At 61.2% G+C, this 18,835-nt stretch carries 14 protein-coding genes and 1 other RNA gene; 8 read left to right on the forward strand and 7 right to left on the reverse strand.

The annotated features are described in order from the left end of the window. Positions 1-181 precede the first annotated feature (181 nt). Complete coding sequence (locus tag WAS25_RS11335) at positions 182-1,516, forward strand: pepsin/retropepsin-like aspartic protease family protein (protein WP_422312126.1); 1,335 nt, start codon at positions 182-184, stop codon at positions 1,514-1,516. A 25-nt stretch (positions 1,517-1,541) separates the two neighbouring features. Here WAS25_RS11335 and WAS25_RS11340 read toward each other — a convergent pair whose 3' ends face one another. Together WAS25_RS11340 and WAS25_RS11345 are read right to left on the reverse strand one after the other, a co-directional pair. Further along, positions 1,542-3,593 carry an ATP-dependent DNA helicase gene (locus WAS25_RS11340; RefSeq protein ID WP_422312128.1) on the reverse strand — a complete coding sequence of 684 codons (2,052 nt, stop codon included), beginning with the start codon at positions 3,591-3,593 and terminating at the stop codon, positions 1,542-1,544. A 36-nt stretch (positions 3,594-3,629) separates the two neighbouring features. Then, positions 3,630-4,088: a 23S rRNA (pseudouridine(1915)-N(3))-methyltransferase RlmH gene (locus tag WAS25_RS11345; RefSeq protein ID WP_422312130.1), complete on the reverse strand. Its 459-nt coding sequence runs from the start codon at positions 4,086-4,088 to the stop codon at positions 3,630-3,632. An 84-nt stretch (positions 4,089-4,172) separates the two neighbouring features. Between WAS25_RS11345 and WAS25_RS11350 the strand changes: the two genes are divergently transcribed. The 7 genes from WAS25_RS11350 to dinB all read left to right on the forward strand — a co-directional run bounded on the left by WAS25_RS11350 (position 4,173) and on the right by dinB (position 8,392). Next, positions 4,173-4,784, forward strand: a complete 612-nt coding sequence (locus WAS25_RS11350; RefSeq protein WP_422312132.1) for a hypothetical protein — start codon at positions 4,173-4,175, stop codon at positions 4,782-4,784. Positions 4,785-4,906: 122 nt separating this feature from the next. After that, positions 4,907-5,386 (forward strand): YcxB family protein, encoded by a 480-nt coding sequence (locus WAS25_RS11355; RefSeq protein WP_422312134.1) that lies wholly within the window; start codon positions 4,907-4,909, stop codon positions 5,384-5,386. Beyond that, positions 5,383-5,967, forward strand: coding sequence for a DNA-3-methyladenine glycosylase (locus WAS25_RS11360; protein ID WP_422312136.1), 585 nt, complete (start codon positions 5,383-5,385; stop codon positions 5,965-5,967). The genes WAS25_RS11355 and WAS25_RS11360 overlap by 4 nt, the downstream gene beginning before the upstream one ends. A gap of 12 nt (positions 5,968-5,979) precedes the next feature. After that, positions 5,980-6,183: a tautomerase family protein gene (locus WAS25_RS11365; protein ID WP_422312138.1), complete on the forward strand. Its 204-nt coding sequence runs from the start codon at positions 5,980-5,982 to the stop codon at positions 6,181-6,183. A 229-nt stretch (positions 6,184-6,412) separates the two neighbouring features. Further along, positions 6,413-6,803, forward strand: a transfer-messenger RNA (tmRNA) gene (gene ssrA / locus WAS25_RS11370). A 153-nt stretch (positions 6,804-6,956) separates the two neighbouring features. Continuing rightward, entirely contained in the window at positions 6,957-7,190 is a 234-nt protein-coding gene (locus WAS25_RS11375) for a hypothetical protein (RefSeq protein WP_422312140.1), read from the forward strand. Beyond that, entirely contained in the window at positions 7,187-8,392 is a 1,206-nt protein-coding gene (gene dinB / locus WAS25_RS11380; protein ID WP_422312142.1) for a DNA polymerase IV, read from the forward strand. Before WAS25_RS11375 ends, dinB begins: the two co-directional genes overlap by 4 nt. Positions 8,393-8,396: 4 nt before the next feature. Here the strand turns inward: dinB and WAS25_RS11385 are convergent, their stop codons facing one another. The 5 genes from WAS25_RS11385 to WAS25_RS11405 form a co-directional block, all read right to left on the reverse strand. Continuing rightward, positions 8,397-10,892: a hypothetical protein gene (locus WAS25_RS11385; protein WP_422312144.1), complete on the reverse strand. Its 2,496-nt coding sequence runs from the start codon at positions 10,890-10,892 to the stop codon at positions 8,397-8,399. 71 nt (positions 10,893-10,963) lie between these two features. After that, the gene (locus WAS25_RS11390) at positions 10,964-12,421 is read right to left on the reverse strand and encodes an N-6 DNA methylase (protein ID WP_422312146.1); all 1,458 of its coding nucleotides are present in this window, start codon (positions 12,419-12,421) and stop codon (positions 10,964-10,966) included. After that, the gene (locus tag WAS25_RS11395) at positions 12,422-13,801 is read right to left on the reverse strand and encodes a hypothetical protein (protein ID WP_422312148.1); all 1,380 of its coding nucleotides are present in this window, start codon (positions 13,799-13,801) and stop codon (positions 12,422-12,424) included. Next, positions 13,798-15,216, reverse strand: coding sequence for a restriction endonuclease subunit S (locus tag WAS25_RS11400; protein WP_422312150.1), 1,419 nt, complete (start codon positions 15,214-15,216; stop codon positions 13,798-13,800). Before WAS25_RS11400 ends, WAS25_RS11395 begins: the two co-directional genes overlap by 4 nt. Next, complete coding sequence (locus tag WAS25_RS11405; RefSeq protein ID WP_422312152.1) at positions 15,213-18,008, reverse strand: type I restriction-modification enzyme R subunit C-terminal domain-containing protein; 2,796 nt, start codon at positions 18,006-18,008, stop codon at positions 15,213-15,215. The genes WAS25_RS11400 and WAS25_RS11405 overlap by 4 nt, the downstream gene beginning before the upstream one ends. Between the last annotated feature and the right edge of the window lie 827 nt (positions 18,009-18,835).

An 18,835-nucleotide genomic window follows, 5' to 3' on the forward strand; every position in this document is an offset into this window, starting at 1 on the left:
ACCACCGGCTGCTCCTCCGGCGCCGCCAGCACCCCCGGCGCCTCCAGCCCCTTCGCGCTAGGAAGCGACCAGAAACCCTGAAGGGTCGGTCATTCCGACCCTTCTTTGTTGGGGATGCTTGGCGAAGCTTCCTCGATCAGAGTGGCAGGGCGGGGAGTCCCCAATCCATGGAGCCTAGACGATGACAGCCACCCGCCTCGCGTCGACCCTATGGGCCACCCTCCTATGCGTGGCCACCCTCTCGCCAAGCACGCTCATGGGAGAAGTGCCCCTGCCGATCCTTAGGGCCCACTCCCGGCTGGTGGACGTCCAGGATGGTGGACACCTGATGAAGGGCGTCTGGACCGTCGACCCGAGGGTGCCCCTCGATGTGTACGAGGCCCAGCGCTCTGCGGAGCCCAGAAAGGTCACCTTCATCACGGACCTGGAGTCGATGTCCTTCGACGTACAGCCGGGCCGGACCTACGACTTCATCATCCAGCTGGACGGGAAGGAGGCCTGCCGCACTCGGATCTCGACGCGAACGCAGCCGTTTCAACGCACAGAAAAGGCCCCGGCCACCGGACCCGTGACGGTTCCGCTCACGGTCAACCGAGGCAAATTGCACTTGAAGGGAAGGTTCAATGATTCAGATGTGCTAGATCTCCTCTTCGACACCGGAGCGGACATCCAGGTGCTCTACCCATCCGCACTGAAGAAAGGCGTGAGGCTCCAGCTCGATGGCTCCCAGAACAACCTCGGCTCGGGCGGACAAACCATGCGTCAGACCAGCAGCGACAACCGCGTGGACATCAGCGGGCTCCGCTGGGAGCACGAACCCGTTCTATTCATCGAGAAGCAGGCGGATCAGGCCGATGGGATCATCGGTTTCACGTTATTCCAGGACAAGGTGGTGGAACTCGACTTCGATCAGATGGTCATGACCATCCACGAGTCCTTGCCCCTGCACGCCTCTGGGTTCGCCCGGACGGCCATGCCCTATTCCGGGACCCTCACGGCGGTGCTGACTGGCTTTGGCCTGGGCGGACGGCAGGAGGTGGGTCCACTACTCCTGGACACCGGCGGCAATGGCACCTTGACCGTCAATTCGGCCTTCGCCAGCGACCACGGGCTTCCCGGCCCTCTGCAGAACATCGGGACGAGCGAGCTGCGCGGCGTGGGCCCCAACACCATCCGGGCTGACCTGGTGAAGCTGCCGGAACTGACCATCGCGGGTCACACCCTCCGGAATGTGCCCATCAGCGTGGAGCTTCCGGGACAAGGGGAGGCTGCCCCACCCGGCGGTGCCCTCTTCCTGGACGTCCTGAGCCGCTTCAACCTCATCCTGGACTACCCGCGCAATCAGGCCTATTTCAAGCCAAACAGCCGCTTCGACGCCCCGTTCAAGGTGCGGTCCTCGCGCCTTCCTGGGTATGCCAAGGGCCTGCTCGCCCTGGCTGTCCTCGCTTCGCTGACGGGTCTGGTGCTGTACTTCACCTGGCGGCGCAGGTCCGCAACTCCAGGCCCAGTCACTTAGGGAAATCGGCCTGAGTGCCTTCCCCTCAAAGCGACTGCAGAAATGCCTCCACCCGCTCCCAGTCCCGGGTCAGGGGGAAGGGTGGCAGAGCCGCGCGCACCTGGGCGGCGTAGCGCTTCCCGAACCGATCTTCGCTGGGCAGCATGAGCCGCGGGTCCATGATCGCCACCACGCCGCGGTCGGAGCGGGTACGGATGAGACGGCCGATGCCCTGCTTGAGCTTCAGCGTCATCTGGGGCACCTGGATGCCGATGAAGCCCAGGCCCTCGCGCTGGGCGTCCGCCTCGCGGATGCGGGCCTGCAGCACCGGATCGTCCGGCGGCGCGAAGGGCAGCGCGGAGACGATGACGAGGCTGAGCGCCTCGCCGGGCAGGTCCACGCCCTGCCAGAAGCTGGCGAGGCCCAGGAGGGCCGCCGAGGGGGTGGCGCGGAAGCGGTCCAGCAGCTGGGTGCGCGAGAGGCCATCCCCCTGAACGAAGAAGGTCAGCTCCGGCAGCGCGGCTTCCAGGCGGGGGCGGAAGGCCGCCAGCATCTTGCGGCTGGTGAAGAGCACCAGGGCCCGGCCCCGGCTGGCCCGCAGCATGCGCTCCATGGCGTCGAGCGAGGCTTCCACCCAAGCGGGATCGCCCACGCCGCCACCGGCGCCGGGCCGGCGCTCCGGCAGGTCCGGCGGCACGAAGAGCAGGCCCTGGGCCTCGAAGTCGAAGGGGCTCTCCACGTTCTCCGCGGCCTCCACCTCGGGCTTCGTGAAGCCCAGGCGCAGGCCCAGGCCGTTGAAGCCGCGGCCATCGCGCAGGGTGGCGCTGGTGAGCACCACCGACTCGAAGCCGCGCCGCACGTGCTGGTGGAAGAAGGGCCGCACATCCACGGGGTTCGACTTGAAATGCACGAGGTTCGGGCCTTCGCGGTTCACCGTGGAGACCCAGCCCTCGGGCTGCGCGAAGATCTGCTCCATGCGGGAGAAGGCCGTGCCCACCCGCTCGGCGAGCCGCAGCCAGAGCGGATTCTCGGGATCGGCGGCGGCCAGGCGACGCGCCTCCGCCCAGAGGGGATGGCCCGCCTCCACCCAGGCGCCCACGGCGTCGGCGAGGGCCCGCATCTCGGGACCAGGGCTCAGCAGGGGCAGCACCCCGCCCTCCAGGGGCACCCAGGCCAGCACGTCGGTCCAGGCCCGCTCCCAGGCCTCCAGCAGCCCCGCCAGGGCCGCACCCTGGCCCCGGGCCCCGTCGCGCAGGTCCGTGAAGAGGAGGTTCATGGCACGGCTGGACCAGGCCTCCGCACAGCTCTCGGTGAGCTGCTCCTCCAGGTCGTGGGCCTCGTCGAGAATCAGCACCGGCGCGTCCGGCAGCACCTGACCGAAGGCCGATTCCCTCAGGACGCGGTCGGCCAGCAGCAGGGCATGGTTGACGATGATGAGGTCGGCCTCGGCCACCTCGGCCCGCAACTTGGTGAGGTAGCAGTCCTCGTAGCGGGGGCACTGGCGGCCCGTGCAGCGCTCGGCCCGGGCGTTGACCTTGTCCCAGAGGGGCGACTCGCCCTCACCGAAGCGGCCCAGGCCCTCGCGGTCGCCGTCCTGGGTCTCCAGAGTCCAGCGCTGGAGGGCCAGCCAGAGCTGCTGGTCGGCGCGGGTGAACTCCAGGTGCGGATCGTGGGACACGGCCTCCCAGGCGGTGCGGCAGAGGTAGTTGGCGCGGCCCTTGGCGAGCACGGCCTTGATGGGCCGCCCGAGGATGCCCGCGGCCCGGGGCACGTCCTCCTCCAGCAGCTGGCGCTGGAGCTGCTTGGTGCGCGTGGCCACCAGGATGGGGTGGCGCCCGGCGGCCAGGGCGGGCACCAGGTAGCCCAGGCTCTTGCCCGTGCCCGTGCCCGCCTCCACCGCCTGGATCACGGCCTCGGGCCGGGCCTCGGGATCGCTGCCGGCGTCCCGCCACGCCTGGAACTGGGCAGCGCCCTCCAGCACGGTGTTGTGCACCAGCTCCGCCATGCGCCGCTGGCCGGGCCGATCCTCCGCCCCCGGGAAGCAGGCGAAGATCCGTCCCTCGGGCGGGGCGAAGTAGCGGTCCATGGGGTGCGCCATCCATCCAGTGTCGCGGATGGGCGGAAAAAGAGCGAATTACTTGTGATACTCCTTGCCCCGCAGGATCGTGAAGGCGCGGTAGAGCTGCTCCAGGAACATCACCCGGCTGAGCTCGTGGGGGAAGGTCATGGGCGACAGACTCATCTGCTCCGGGACCTCGGTCTTCAGCGCGGGATCAAACCCATGGCTGCTACCCAGGGCGAAGGCCAGGCTCTCGCCACGGTTCATGCGCTCCACCAGCCACCGGGCCAGGCCCTCGCTGTCCCGTGCCTTGCCCTCCGGCGTCAGGAGCACGGGGCACTTCACCGCCGCCAGCTTCGGCCGCAGCCGCTCGGCCTCCTCCCGCAGCTGCCGGACGGGATCCCCCTTGCCCTCGGGCAGCTCCACCACCTCCATCCGGGCGTAGGTCCTGAGCATGCCGAGGTAATGCTCCTGCAGCTTCTGGCAGGGTTCCAGACGAAGCTTGCCAAAGGCGAGGACGGAGATTGGATACATGATCCTATTGTGATGAATTTCCCTTGGCAGCGCAGCGGGAAGGCTCCAACATCCTTACAAACAGGCCCTTCCGGAGGTTTCCCCATGCGCCGATCCCTGATGCTCTCCCTCGCCAGCCTCCTCCTCGTGCCCGCCTTCATCAGCTGCGGCGGTGATGAAATCCCCACCACCGCGCCCGAAGCCGCCAAGGAGCCCGCGGACATCCTCTACCACCTGCAGTACGTGGCCGTGCGCAAGGACTACAAGCACGTGGCCCTCATCGCCCCCATCACGCCGGATGTGGTCTATCCCTCGGCCCGCCAGCTCCACCTGGATGCCAAGGCCCTGGGCCTCACCCTGACTCCCGAGGAGATCAAGGGCCTGGGCATCGAGCACCTGGCCGGCAAGCTCGACACCCTGACCGGCGGCCCCACCGATGACTACCCGGTGAAGGATGCCCGCCTCGCCTTCAACTCCGGCATTTACCGCATGACCAAGGCCCTGACGGCCAAGACCTGGGGCAGGATGCGCCACATGGGCATCTCCGACAACTCCGCCGGCCGGCAGTACGGCTCCCAGGCCGTCATCAAGGACATGGCCCTGGGCTTCGACGGCAAGAAGGTCATGACCGTCAGCTGCCTCAAGAAGCCCGATGGCACCTTCGGCGTCACCCTGATCCGCTGGGAGATCAACCCCAAGAGCCTGAAGCAGGACTGACACCCGGACGGCCCGGAGCGCAGCGCTCCGCGTGGAAAAGGGCCCGCGACGCGGGCCCTTTTCGTGAAATGCTTTTCCTTCACTCGGGCCGCGCACGCGGCCCGAGCCCCGCAGGATCTCCCATGCACATCACCGCCCACTACGCCCTGACCCCCGACGAGGCCCTGCGCGGCACCCGGGCCTTCAAGCGCCTCTGGTACGGCCTCTCGGTGGGCTCGGGTGCCCTGATGCTGCTCATCGGCTACACCGCCCTCCAGGCCGCCCCGGACAACCGCGGCCTGCCCCTGATCATGGTCGTCAACGGCCTGCTCTTCCTCGTGCTGCCCGAGGCGGTCCTCCGCTGGGCCCGCCTGCGCCGAGGGACCCAGGCCTACCCGCCCATGGAGGTGACCCTGGACGACGAAGGCCTGACGCTCCGCACCGAGGCCAGCGAAGGCAGCCTGCCCTGGGACTCCTTCGCGGAAATCCAGCGTCACAGCGGCTTCTGGATCTTCCGCGTCAGCCGCTCCCAGGCCGTGCTCGTACCGGAGCGGGCCCTGGACGAGGCCGCCGTTCCCGAACTGGTGGCGTTCCTGCGGGAGCGGAAGCTGTTCCGGGGATGAAGCTCGGGGGCCCCGTCGATGCCGCTGCCCGCGCCCTGCTGGGACAGTGGCTGGTGCACGGGGAGGTCACGCTGCGCATCACCGAGGTGGAGGCCTATGGCGGCCCCGAGGACAGCGCCAGCCACGCCCGACACGGCCGCACCCCCCGCAACGCCCCCATGTGGGGGCCACCTGGTCGGGCCTACCTCTACCTCTGCTACGGCATGCACTGGATGCTGAACGTGGTGACGGGACCCGAAGGGGATGCTGCCGCTGTCCTCATCCGGGCTGCCGAGGTGGTCGCAGGTCTGGATACCGTGCTGGCCCGCCGGAACGCCGCCCAGGTCACGTCGGCGCTGTGCGCCGGCCCGGGCAAGGTGGCCCAGGCCCTGGGCCTCGACAAGGCCTTCGATGGCCATGACCTGCTGGTGCCGGGCGGCCTGGAGCTGCGCCCCGGGGATCCCCCGGCCACGATCCTCGCGGGTCCGCGCCTGGGCATCGGCTTCGCGACTCCAGAGGACCAGGCGCGTCCCTGGCGCTTCGCCGATGGCGGCAGTTCCGCAATCCTGAAGCGGCGAGAGCTGGCACCCTGGGAGCGATGAAGAGGAGCGCTCATGCCCTTCGTGAACATCAAGATCACCCGTGACGGCGCCACCGCCGAGCAGAAGGCCGCCCTCATCAAAGGCGCCACCCAGCTCCTGGTGGACGTGCTGAACAAGAACCCACAGACCACGGTGGTGGTCATCGACGAGGTGGATACCGACAACTGGGGCATCGGCGGCGAGACCGTCACCGCGCGGCGGCAGCAGGGCAGATAGGCTCGGCCCTTGCGGTTCCAGTCGCCGGCCCACATACTCAACCTCCGCTCGATTCGCGCCCTCGCGGGGGACGAGAAGGCGGGACACCACACACGGGGGTGACCGGTTTCGACAGGTCCCGACCATGTGGGTCGCGGAACAAAGCCCGGTGGGCTTTGTGAAGCGGGGCCCCACAGGGAGGGAATCATGCCGGGGTCAATCGCAACCACGTTTGGTGACCACCACACATGGGGGTGACCGGTTTCGACAGGTCGTGATCCAGGTGCACGGTGCAGGCGGGGGTTGGACGGATGGCCCCCTTATCAATCCGCCCACATCAAACTGCCAACGATAACTTCGAACTGGCTCTCGCTGCCTAGGGCAACCTAGGCTCCGAGCGAGTCCCCGGGATCTCTGGGTACCGGGCTCGTTAAACCCCTGAAAGGGTGGCTTCGGCCTGCCGGACAGGGATACCAGATAGGCCGCCGCGACGCACCCTGACGGTGGCCGAGATCAGGGAGCAAACGTTCCGAGCGGCTCGTCCGTTCCCCGCCGGAAGGTTTCAAGAACGGACCAAGCCTGTGGAAGAACCGCCATCCGGCATGTCTTGGACGTGGGTTCGACTCCCACCACCTCCACCAGTAGTGCACGTAAGCCACTGATAAATCAGTGGCTTATTTTTTTATCCATATAAATTCCATACTTCCATCCATACAGACTTCGGTCATCATTTCGCCCTCCAGGATTCAAAATTTCGACTATTTTTCGCTATCATCAATCCCCGCAGGAATCCGATGGACCTCCTCCAAGCTACCCACCCCGGCCTCCGCCTCGAGCTGCGGGGCTACCTGCTGCGCTATCGCCACCTGCAGCCACTGGTCGTGGCCACCGTGGCGCTGGACGAGCTGGAAGCAGCCCTAGATCTGCTCCAGCGGGTATCCATCCATCTTCCAGCGGACGGCGACGAGGCGCAGCGACTGCAGGCCTTCCTGTCCCCACGCATCGCTGCCAAGGACGCTCCTCGATGAGCGACCAAGGCGGGTCCGGCGCTCCCCGGCGCATTGCGCACCTGGACATGGATGCCTTCTTCGCATCGGTGGAGCTGCTGGAGCATCCCGAACTGAAGGGGTTTCCGGTCGTGGTGGGCGGCCGGCGCCCGGTGGCTGCCGTGGCCGGCCAGCCCTACCCACGCCTGAAGGACTACGCCGGTCGCGGGGTGGCCACCACGGCGACCTACGAAGCCCGCGCCTTCGGCGTGCACAGTGGGATGGGACTCATGAAGGCTGCGGCGCTGGTGCCAGAGGCAATCCTCTTGCCCGCCCACTTCGAGGCCTATGCGCGGGTGTCGAGGGCCTTCAAGGCCGCTGTGGCCGAGGTGGCGCCATTGGTCGAGGACCGTGGCATCGACGAGATCTACATCGACCTGACGGAGATTCCGGGAGGATCCTTGGACCTTGCTCGGCAGCTCAAGGGAGCCGTTCGCGCAGCAACAGGCCTGTCTTGTTCCGTTGGCATCACACCGAATAAGTTGCTTTCAAAAATGGCATCTGAACTCGAGAAGCCGGATGGCATAACGATCCTGAGCCTCGACGACATTCCCACCCGAATCTGGCCCCTGCCCTGCCGCGCCGTCAACGGCATCGGACCCAAGGCCACAGCAAAACTGGAAAGCTTCCACATCCGCACAATCGGAGAGCTGGCAAAGGCCGATACGGCCTGGCTGCTGGAACACTTCGGGCAGAGCTATGGCGCCTGGCTGCATGAGGCCGCCCATGGCCGGGATGACCGGCCTCTGACACTCTCCCGGGAACCCAAATCCATCAGCCGGGAGACAACCTTCGAGCGGGATCTGCACGTGAAGTCGGATCGGGAAGCGCTGTCCCTGATTCTCCTCGACCTCTGCGAACGGCTGGCGCAAGACTTGGCCCGCAAGGGCTATCTGGCTCAGTGCATGGGCATCAAGCTTCGCTTCGAGGACTTCACGACCATTACCCGTGACCAAACCCTATCATTACCCATAGCTGATGCCGCTTCCCTGCGGGAGGCTGCCCGCACTTGTCTCAAGCGCGTTACCTTCAATCAAAAGCTGAGACTTCTCGGGATCCGGGCTGGCAGTCTTGAAAAGCCTGTTGAATATCAAAACCCGCGGGCTCCTCAAAAGGCCAAGATGGAACCTAATCTCTTTGAACTTCAGGGGACACTCAAATATAACCAAACGGAAATTCAATAAACCCTCATAAGTAATATGAATGACCTACATTCCAATCTGACAATATTCCCCTAGCCTCAATCCCAGTGGGAAGCAGGTCGCGAAGCCGTGCGACCTTTACATCGAGACACCTGGAGTCATCGAATAGAACGGCCAAGACTGCTATGTTTGCATTTAGGTCTATTGCAGCTTTAGCAAGTCCCTCAATTTCGAGATTTGTGATCTGATCGGCTCTCTGCTTGGCTTCACCAATGACAAATTGCCCGTCTACAATACAAAGGACATCTAGTTCGCGATCAACCTTCATCCCCTGATTTTCTGGAAAGTCGCAGTACAGGGACATTTGTGGCGAATACACAAATGATCTTCTAGCGCGTTCCCTCAATGCCGTCAGTGCCCATATCACAGTCAGTGTGTCATGTTCACGAATACAAGCTGCCAGGAACTCGTTCAACCGAAAGCAAAGAGTAAGATCTACGGGTAACTGGTGCGTGTTCTGGCAGATTTCACATGGAAGGGTATTTCGCAGGGAATCAATAGAAGCCCAATTTGTGTGTGAACATTTGTGACACACCCATTCATGTCCACGATGGAATACGCCCCTTCGGCAAAGAGACTCAAGGGATCGATTTAACTCAGCTCTCACCTCTTGCGGGTCCTCTTCTTGTCCTTGCCTTAATTGTTGATCCTCATCGACGGCAGCCTTCAGTTCTACTTCCCAAGCCTTGAGAAGAGAACCGTAACGCACCGTGATGCGGGGCTGTTTGAGTTGCTGTGTCGATTGAATTACCTTTTCGGCGAGTTGGTGCCATCCAGCCTCATCTGAGATTATGTGTGAACCGCTTCTTGCATTGAGACGCCGCTGGAGAAATGTAATTACCCAGTCCTGTTGGTCTTTCGCTGGTACCGCCAGGTTCTCGAACTGCGTTCGCCAAAAGTGCCCACCAAGAATTTTTTCGGCACTCTCCAGTGTTCCAAACATTCCGATTACACCTTGCAAGTACCTGCCCTTGTCGGATGGTGCAGAATATTTGTAGACGGGCTCAGGTTGGGTTCCTCGTCGTAAATCATTTGCATCAAAGTGAGCAGATTCGTGGAGGATACTTCTAAAGATCCTCTCATCATCCGGTTGGTTGATCTCCAAGGTTGAAGTTTCACAATTAACTCTCACCCCAATTTGCCCGGAGCTCAAAATCCTTGCAGGCCGTTGGGTATGGAATGCGGATACGAGTTGAGGATCGTTTGGAAGCACCCACGACTCTCTAATATTCTCAGCTTCTCTGTTGTCGTTAATACGATCAATATCCAGATCCACATACCATTCACCCTTAGAAAACAATGGATGAACACCTACGCAATGTTTAACCTGCATCGGTAGTGGAACCGCAACCACTGTGCATCCTTCGCTCGACACGACTTGGGTAGTACCAAGTTCATTTGAGCGCGTCTTATGCATATCTGCATCCCGAACTGGACAGCAATCCTCAGGTGATTGGATCACAACAGCATCAACCATTTGTCGAGACGATTCATTCAATTGGGTCGCGATTGTATTGAGTTCTGATTGGATCAAAGAATGCGAGCGAACAGTCACTCTGGCAGGACAATTGTTTTGACCGATCCAATTTGAAGTTCCAAGAAATTCCCCGAGCCGTCGGATCACTTCCTCATTCCGAATTGCAAGGGTTGGTATCCGCAATGTTTTAAATCCCTGATGCTGAGCATCGTCATAAAGCAAAGCGGCATTCCAACAAGTGACTCTGTCAAGAAAACTATCGCCCACTACAATGCAAAAACTTCTATTCCAAGAGTGTTCTACCCTCAGTGATTGTGAGTAGAGATTCGAAAGGTACCCAAGCGTCAGTAGCCCCCCATTCCCGCGCAATCTAGGAAGAATTTCATACGGGTCAATAATCTCTTCTTGGCCTGTAATTCCGAAGCGCCACCGATCTTCGGGTGCGTCATGAGGTGTTAACAGTAAAGGTCGAACAAAATCTATCAATTCTTGGTGGACGGGAAACTGCTGAAGACTTGTAGCCAATGACCCAAAGTTGTCCCTCATGAAACCGTCGTCGATCCAAGGCAGGTATGAATCCAGGATTAATTCTGGCCTTCTTCGGAAGCCTCCCGCACTGGCCTTCAGAAATGGAAGCCAAGAAAGGGCGGTTAGCCCTTGTGGGTCGTGAAAAACCCGTGGATGCGCCTCCGGCACATCTCGGTTCCGATCCTGTGAAATGATTTTAGAATCAGCCAATAGGTTTGTGAGTGGCCCTGTATATGCGGGGTTGTCGTATGTCAAGGTGATAACCAAATCAGGATCGAGGACTCGAAGCCAATTTGCATATCGGTCCTGGATCACTCCACCTTCCACGGGAATGACCAAGGACTGCCTTCCTCCGTGCCGACTGAAGCAGGAACCAAAAATCGAATCGAGCCACTTATGTGAATCGGGTCCATCCTCGATGAGGAAGGCAATACGAATTGGACGTGCGACGGCTCGAATTTTTGGATCGGGCTTCATATTGCAACCCCTAATCAGTGCTTAATGCGATTCAGAACACTCGACGACGGTTCTGGTGCTCCTTTTGTTGCCTATTTCAAATCGTCCGCTATTGCCGCGAACTGCTCCAAGGCGGCCGCCAGGTCATCCATGATTTCCTGGGCGATGATGCCGGGGGCGGGCAGGTTGGCGGATTCTTCGAGGGCGTCATCCTTGAGCCAGAAAATGTCGAGGTTGGCCTTGTCGCGCTTGATGAGCTCGTCATAGGTGAAGGCCTTGAATCGCTCGCTCACCTTGCGCTCGGTAGGGCTCTTGGGGTTGTAGCAGGCGACGAAGTCGTCCAGGTCGCTGCGCTTGAGGGTGTTCTCCTTCAGGGTGAAGTGCAGGTTGGTGCGCAGATCGAAGATCCAGAGCTTCTTAGTCCAGGGCTTCTCCTGGGCGGGTTTGCGATCGAAGAAAAGAACGTTGGCCTTCACACCCTGGGCGTAGAAGATGCCGGTGGGTAGGCGCAGGAGGGTGTGCACGTCCGCCTGCTTGAGCAGCTCCCGGCGGATGGTCTCCCCCGCGCCGCCCTCGAAAAGCACATTATCCGGCAGCACCACTGCCGCGCGGCCGTGCTGCTTGAGGATGGTGAAGATGTGCTGAAGGAAGTTGAGCTGCTTGTTGCTGGTGGTGGCCCAGAAATCGTCGCGGTTGATGATGAGCGATTCCTTGGAGGACTCGCCTGCCTCATTGACGATGGTGACGCTGCTCTTCTTGCCGAAGGGCGGATTGGCCAGCACGATCTCGTATTCGCCGTGCTTCCCTGCCAGTGCGTCCTTGGTGACGACAGGCAGGTCCTCCTCCAGGTCCCCGCCGATGCCATGCAGCAGCAGGTTCATGGCGCAGAGACGCGTGACGCTGTCCACCAGCTCGATGCCGTAGAAGGTGCCACTCTTGAGCTGCTTCTTCTGGGCCCGGTCCAGGGCGTGGTGCTTTGAAAGGTAGTCGTGGGCGGCCAGCAGAAAGCCGCCGGTGCCGCAGGCCGGATCGCAGATGGCCTCACCAGGCCGGGGGGCCACGGCGTCCACCATGGCGGCGATGAGGGCCCGGGGCGTGAAGTACTGACCCGCACCCCCCTTCACGTCCTCGGCGTTCTTCTGAAGCAGGCCCTCGTAGGCGTCGCCCTTCACATCGGCAGAGAGGCTGGACCAGGATTCCTTGTCGATGAGGTCCACGATGAGGCGGCGCAGCTTGGCCGGGTCCTGGATCTTGTTCTGCGCCTTGCGGAAGATGACACCCAACATCCCAGGCCGCTGCCCCAGATCCTCCAGCACATGCCGGTAGTGGATCTCCAGGGCGTCTCCGTCCTTTGCCAGCAGCGAGGGCCAGTCCTTGCCCTTGGGGATGGGCGAAATCTTGCTAAAGGGCGGCTTCGTCTGCTCGTCCGCCATCTTCAGGAAGAGCAGAAAGGTGAGCTGCTCGACATAGTCCCCGTAGGACAGCCCGTCATCCCGAAGGATGTTGCAGTAGTTCCAGAGCTTTTGGACGAGGGCAGCGGGATTCGACATTTATTTCCTGAGTTTGTGCCAAATGAACTGAGGTTGCTTACGAAGGCGCATGAGGTCGCCAATGTTTGGAAGGGCTTCTGCGGCCGCCCCAGCGGTAGCGAAAGTGAGTAAAGCACCTACTGGAATCACGGACCCCGTCAACAATCCCACGACTAAAGCCGCCCCTGTCTGAAGTAGACCCTTCGCTGCGGAACTGTGCAATCGCCCAATTGCAGTATTCACTTCCGCAATTTGCGGCTGGATGTGCTTTTCGAATAGGCGCCTTGATTTTTCTTCGAACTCAGAATCGTCGATACCCGTTAACTCGGCAGAGACTTCTGATAGAGAAAGGCGAAAACGATTCAAAAGATCCGCTTGTTCATCGAGAAGACGATAAATTTTTTGAGGGTCGTCCAAATTTAATAAATGAGCATTGGTCTGCAGGAAATTGATTGCATTGGCATTCCTCGAAAGAGATGGCTGACCACTTCGGGCGAGGAGATTTGCTTCGAACGTCGATTCTGTCAGGTAGGGTGCCCCAATCGCCTCGGCGATTCGCATCTCTTTTGAAATGCCTTCAAGCCTGTTACCAATCACTTTGTTGATTGATTGCTCAATCCAGATGTCGTACTTGGCTTGGTCTAACGGTTTATCATTCCACGGTTCGTAAGAGAACTCAAGAATACCTCCAGGCCGCGCCGCTTGCTTCTGGATTTCACGAAACATATAGAAAGCGCCGTGATTGCAGGCGTCGTCGTCTTTGAACGTAATACTGACCTGCCTTTTCCTACCACTGTTTGGCTGGCTTAGGATAATTAATCCACTTGGGGTTCGCTCCACTGGTCGTACAATTGCTGAGTTGCGAACGAAGTCCACCGTGTCTGCGGGAACGAGCTCCCGGAACAAGTTCTTGGGCGCATAGAATGGGATCTCTTTTGGGGCTTCGTGTAGAACCCCCAGTGGCAGTATGTGAAGAAATCCGGCCTCGATAAATGGAGCGAGGATGGAGAAATATTGCAACTTATTACGAAGTTGAACCAGATCTACAGAATCAGCGTGCTCGATTCCCATTGCCTGATTTTCAACTATTGAATGCGCATGTGTCGGAGCCGCAATCCCAAGTAGTGGATCATCCACAACGAGCATCTCTTGGATGAGAAGTTTCGTACAAAGTGGGATCACCGCGTTAGCAGCGGAAAGGCTACTGACTAGCGCGGCATGCCGAGGCTTTAAATCAATGAGAGAGGCCACCGCTTTGTTAGCATTTTTGACCCTCGATTCATAATAGGTATTGAGTAGCTCCCTCAAATGTCCTTGCGGAATCCGTTTCAGATTCGCAACGGAGTTGTTCTTACTCAGTAAGGAAAGCGCACGAAGACTCTCGAGTGCCTGTTTACTCATGGGCGAACCGCCGCACAAATCAATTGTCCGCTAAAGGCCTTATGGAGGATGGACTGGCGGAGACCGGCGGCACGTTGGAGGTTAGCAGATACCATCGATTCCAATTCCTCCATCACGCTCAACCGTCGCTCTACCTCTGCCACAATTCGAGTCTGCTCGGCGAGAGGCGGAAGTGGAAATTGTATGGCCGAGAATTTCTCAGCGCCGAGATGATTAATGCCAACCCCGCCAGCAACAGTCGCGAAGACGCTATTCGCGTAGAAATGCTGAAATACTACGAGTACATATTTTGATTCCACGATCACAGGGCGAAGGCGAATGACCGTGTTCTGGAAGCAACAGAGGGGCAGCTCATCTCGCCAGATCGCTGGCTTTCCAACTTGGGAAGGACTTCCCGACGCTTCTGAAAGAACGATATCGCCGTCCTTCAATACGAAGCGTTCACGTTCTGCTGGAGAGAATTCCATTTCAAGGACATCCGATACATCAATGCCGCGCTCCGTGATGTTGGCTGCGCGAATGTATTTGGTCGGATAGTTTTTCGAGACATTCTTGGGTGAACGCTGACGGCCAAGCTTCACGTCACCAAGTTGCTCAACGCTGGCCCACGTCCAGCCACTCGGCAGTTTAGGGGGATTCGTGGCGTCTGGCATGGCAGCCACATTGCACTTACCGCGACCGTTCCAGTTGAAATGGCGCTCGGTGAGGATGCGGGTTAGCAGAGCGTCACCAGATTCAAAGCCTCCATTCCCTTTTCCGGTTCGAGCGAGTTCGGCTTCGGTGGGGACGAGACGACCTTCGCAGGCGGCTTTGAGGACGGCGGCGCGATAGCGCTTGAGGTTGGCCTGCACCCGCCGCAAGGCGGCCACCCCGACCTCCAGTCGCGTGAATTGCTTTTCGATCTCCGCCACGACCTGCCGCTGTTCATCTAGAGGTGGGACAGGGATGATAGTGTCCCGAATAATTCCCTGACTGATGTTTGATTGCGCCCCACCCTTCCCTTGCTCGATCAGTTCACGCCGTTTGCCCTCAAAGAATCGATAGAGAAAGCGAGTGTCGATTTCACTAGGCGGAAATACAGCACAGACTGCCTGATTTGTGGCTGCATCAATTCCAAGAATGCCTAGCTTCCCGACAGTCGCGCCATATAGCGCGATACAGAGTGTGCCTTTCGGGAAGATTTTCGCGTTGGACGATGCCAGTCCGGCCTCGGTCAAGGCTTCGCTGGTCTCAAAAATCACCCGGTCACCGAGTTCGCCGGACTTCACCCATGGAATCGTTCCACCGTAGTATTGCGGTTTATCTCGACGGGGCGTGCCTCCGCTAGATGTCTTGGCAAGGTCTCCAAGACGCATAAGCTTCCATCCAGACGGCAAATCGCCTTTTTCTTTTACCGCCGCCCCTTTCGCACTCATGCCGCCAACACCTCATTCAATTCATCGAGCAGCTTGGGCAGTTGCTCCCCGAAGAGCTGGTGGGCCTTCCCCAACCCGCCCCGCTGGTTGAAGGGTGACAGTTCCAGGTCCTCGGCCTCGATGCTGAGGCTGGTGGCGATGTGGTCGCGGATGAGGGTGAGCCAGGCCACCTGTTCATCTGTGAAGGCCGCGCCCGCCTGGACCTTGGCCTTCAACCAGGCATCGAAGCGCTGGGCCACGGATTCGGCGAAGGGGGCCAACACCGGCTGCTGGGCCAGGGCGAAGCGCACCAGGGCCACCAAGTCGGCGAAGCGCCCGGCCTGGCTGCGACCCTTGACCTTGCCGGGCTCGGCCACGGCGCAGGCATCCCAGAGGCGATCCTCCGTCCAGGCGACGTGGTGATCCCGGAGGGCCTGTTCCAGGGCCTTCAGCATGGGTTCGGTGAGGCGCTGCTTGTGGGGGCGGCTGTAGAGGATCTGCAAGGCCGCGATCTCGGCCTGGTGTTCGTCGATGTACTCGCGGAAGGACCGCAGCAGGGTCGTGGCCTTCTCCTTGGCGGCGGCGTCGAAGCCCTGGCTCAGCACCGCGTCCACCGTGACGGTGTCGATGGTCTGCTCCGCATCCTTCTTGGCCTTCACCAGGGCCTCGCGCAGGGCGGGCACGTCGAAGGGGGCGCAGGCCTCGTCGGCCACGGCCTTGGCCGCAGTGGCCATGGCCTCCGGGGCCACTTCCGAAAGCGCGGCGCCGGCCCGACCCGTGGCCCGTTCGGCGATGGCGTCGGGATCAATGGCCTTCAGCAGGGTGCCGGAGAGCTGGGAGAGGGAATGGCCGCCGGAGAGCTCCACGAAGGCCTTCGCCTGGTCCCGGGTGATCTGGCGGTCCAGGCGGGCCAGGCGGCCGGCCAGGGTGGTGAGGGTGTCCTCGTCCCGCTTGCCCAGGGCCACGCCCAGCAGCAGGGCATCCATGGACACGGTGCGCTGGCGCTCCAGGGGGCGGGAGTCGGTCTTGTCGCTTTCGCAGACGCCCACGGCATCCACGATGACGAAGTGGGTCTTGGCGCGGGCGTCGGCGCCGCTCACGGCCTGCAGATCCGTGGGGGTGAGCACGCGGGTGCCCCGGCCCTTCATCTGCTCGAAGTAGGTACGGCTGCGGGTGTCCCGCAGGAAGAGCAGGCACTCCAGGGGCTTGATGTCCGTGCCTGTGGCGATCATGTCCACGGTGACGGCAATGCGCAGGGTGGGCGAGGTGCGGAATTCCTGGATGAGGGTCTCAGACTTTTCGTAGCGCTTGGTCTCAGGGTTGTAGGTCTTATAGGTGATCTTCTTGGCGAAGTCGTTGCCCTTGCCGAAGACTTCGCGCACCAGGTGCACGGTGTCTTCCGCGTGGGAGTCGTCCTTGCAGAAGATGAGGGTCTTGGGCACCAGGGCGCGGCCGGGGAACAGCTCGGTGGCCAGGGCCTCCTTGAAGGCCTGGAGCACGGTGCGGATCTGGGAGGGCACCACCACGGAGCGGTCCAGGTCCCTGGCATCGTAGGCTAGGTCCTCGTCCAGTCGTTCCCAGCGGACGGCGCGGGTCTCCTTGCTGCGTCGGTCCACGAAGAAACCCTTCTCGACTTTGCCGCCCCCTTCGGTGACTTCGGTCTTGATGCGGTAGACCTCGTAGCCCACGTTGACGCCATCGGCCACGGCCCGCTCGTGGTTGTACTCCATGACCAGATTCTGCCTGAAGAAGCCGATGGTTTGGTTCGATGGCGTGGCCGTGAGGCCCACCAGGTGGGCGTCGAAGTACTCGAGCACCTGCCGCCAGAGGCCGTAGATGGAGCGGTGGCACTCGTCGGTGACGATGAAATCGAAGGTCTCGATGGGCACGCGCTCCGTGTAGGCCACGTCACGGGGGCGGTCATCGGCGCTGGCCACTTCGTAGCCGGAGGTCTCGTCCAGGTCCTCGTCCAGCTCTTCGCCGCGCAGCATCGCATAGAGGCGCTGGATGGTGCAGATGGTGACCCGGGCCACGGGATCCAGGTTGTTGGACGTGAGGTGCTGGACGTTGTAGACCTCGGTGAACTTCCTACCGGTGTCCGGGGCCACGAACTGCTGGAACTCGGCCATGGCCTGACGGCCCAGGTTGGCGCGGTCCACCAGGAACAGCACGCGCCTAGCCCCGGCGTACTTGATGAGCCGATAGGTGAAGCTGCAGGCGGTGTAGGTCTTGCCAGCGCCCGTGGCCATCTGGATGAGGGCGCGTGGATGGTCGGCGGCGAAGGAGCCTTCCAGGTTGGCGATGCCTTCAAGCTGGCAGGCCCGGAGGTTCTGGGCCGGCAGCGGATGGGCCGTGGGCAGGGCCGCCAGCCGGGCGCGAAGGGTGTCTGGTTCAGAAAGCCACGCGGCCAGGGTTTCCGGCCGGTGGAAGGAGAAGACGCGGCGAGTCCTTGGGGAAGGATCGCGGTGGTCGTGGAAGAAGGTCTCCACCCCCGTGGATTCGTACCGGAAGGGCAGTGAGCCCGCGGTCAGTGTCTGGAAGAAGTCCGGCAGGTTCGCAGCGTAGTGGTCAGACTGTTCCGCCACGCCCGAAAGTAGGGTGCCGACCTTCTTGGCTTCGACTACCCCCACGGCTGCCCGGTCCACCAGCAGCAGGTAGTCGCAGGTGCCGGACTTCAGCGGCACTTCCCGTAGGGCGATGCCGCGCCCCAGGCCAGGGTTGTACTGCTTGTAGTCCTGCAGCACCCAACCCGACGCGGCCAGTTGCGCGTCGATCTGCTGGCGGGCACGTTGCTCGGGGGCGAGGTCGGTCATGGGGTCCAGAGTTCAGGGGTTGGGCAATTCTGACAGTCCCGCCTTCCACCATCATGATTCCTATTTTCGGTGGCCTTTCACGGTCTGGGAATTTCCGATATCCATATCACCTGTCAGTAGATCATGGCTGACATGCCACCAACATGGCTGTAGTCCCTGAATGCCGTTGGGCCCGAGGCCGATGTTGACGCGGAGATCGCCCATGACAGCCGGGGGCCACCGGCCGCACGCCTACTGGACTAGGGCCTGGCTCGGGCGCGATCCCTGGGATTTCAAGTGCCCGAAAGTCGCCATGGGCCGAAAGACGGGTTATATTCGCCGCGCCTTCGAGGGTTTCAAGCACGTATGTTCTTTCATCAACAACTGTTAGCTTAAAATCGACCTGCAAACCGCGTTCTGGCAGGGTGTACATGCATTTGGCATGCCTTCAGCACACCAACTAGGCCTACGTAACGCGGCGCGGGAGCACCGATCACAAGCAACGTTGGGTGGTGTCCGGGATGCGTGGCCCGAGTTCCAACCAATGCTGACCTCGACCGTTCAGCCAGATCATGTACCGCCGCTGCTGTCTTAGACCTGCGCCAACGCCCCCGCCCAACGCGCCCCCGGGCGCATAGTGTTGGGCTGGCGGAAAGGAGGCGAATATATGCAGGTGCCGGGCACTGACCGCGGCAGGTCAGTATTAGTGGCACAATTGATATTGCCGCAATATCAACAGTGGTGCTGCGCACGCCCCACCAATACTTGGACATAATAGGCTTATTCATGTCCCCCTGCCGCGACCAGCGCCGAACTACCTGATTCGTTCTGCATCTGACCAGCCATCT

This window comes from Geothrix sp. (assembly GCF_049292215.1).
Lineage (GTDB): Bacteria > Acidobacteriota > Holophagae > Holophagales > Holophagaceae > Geothrix.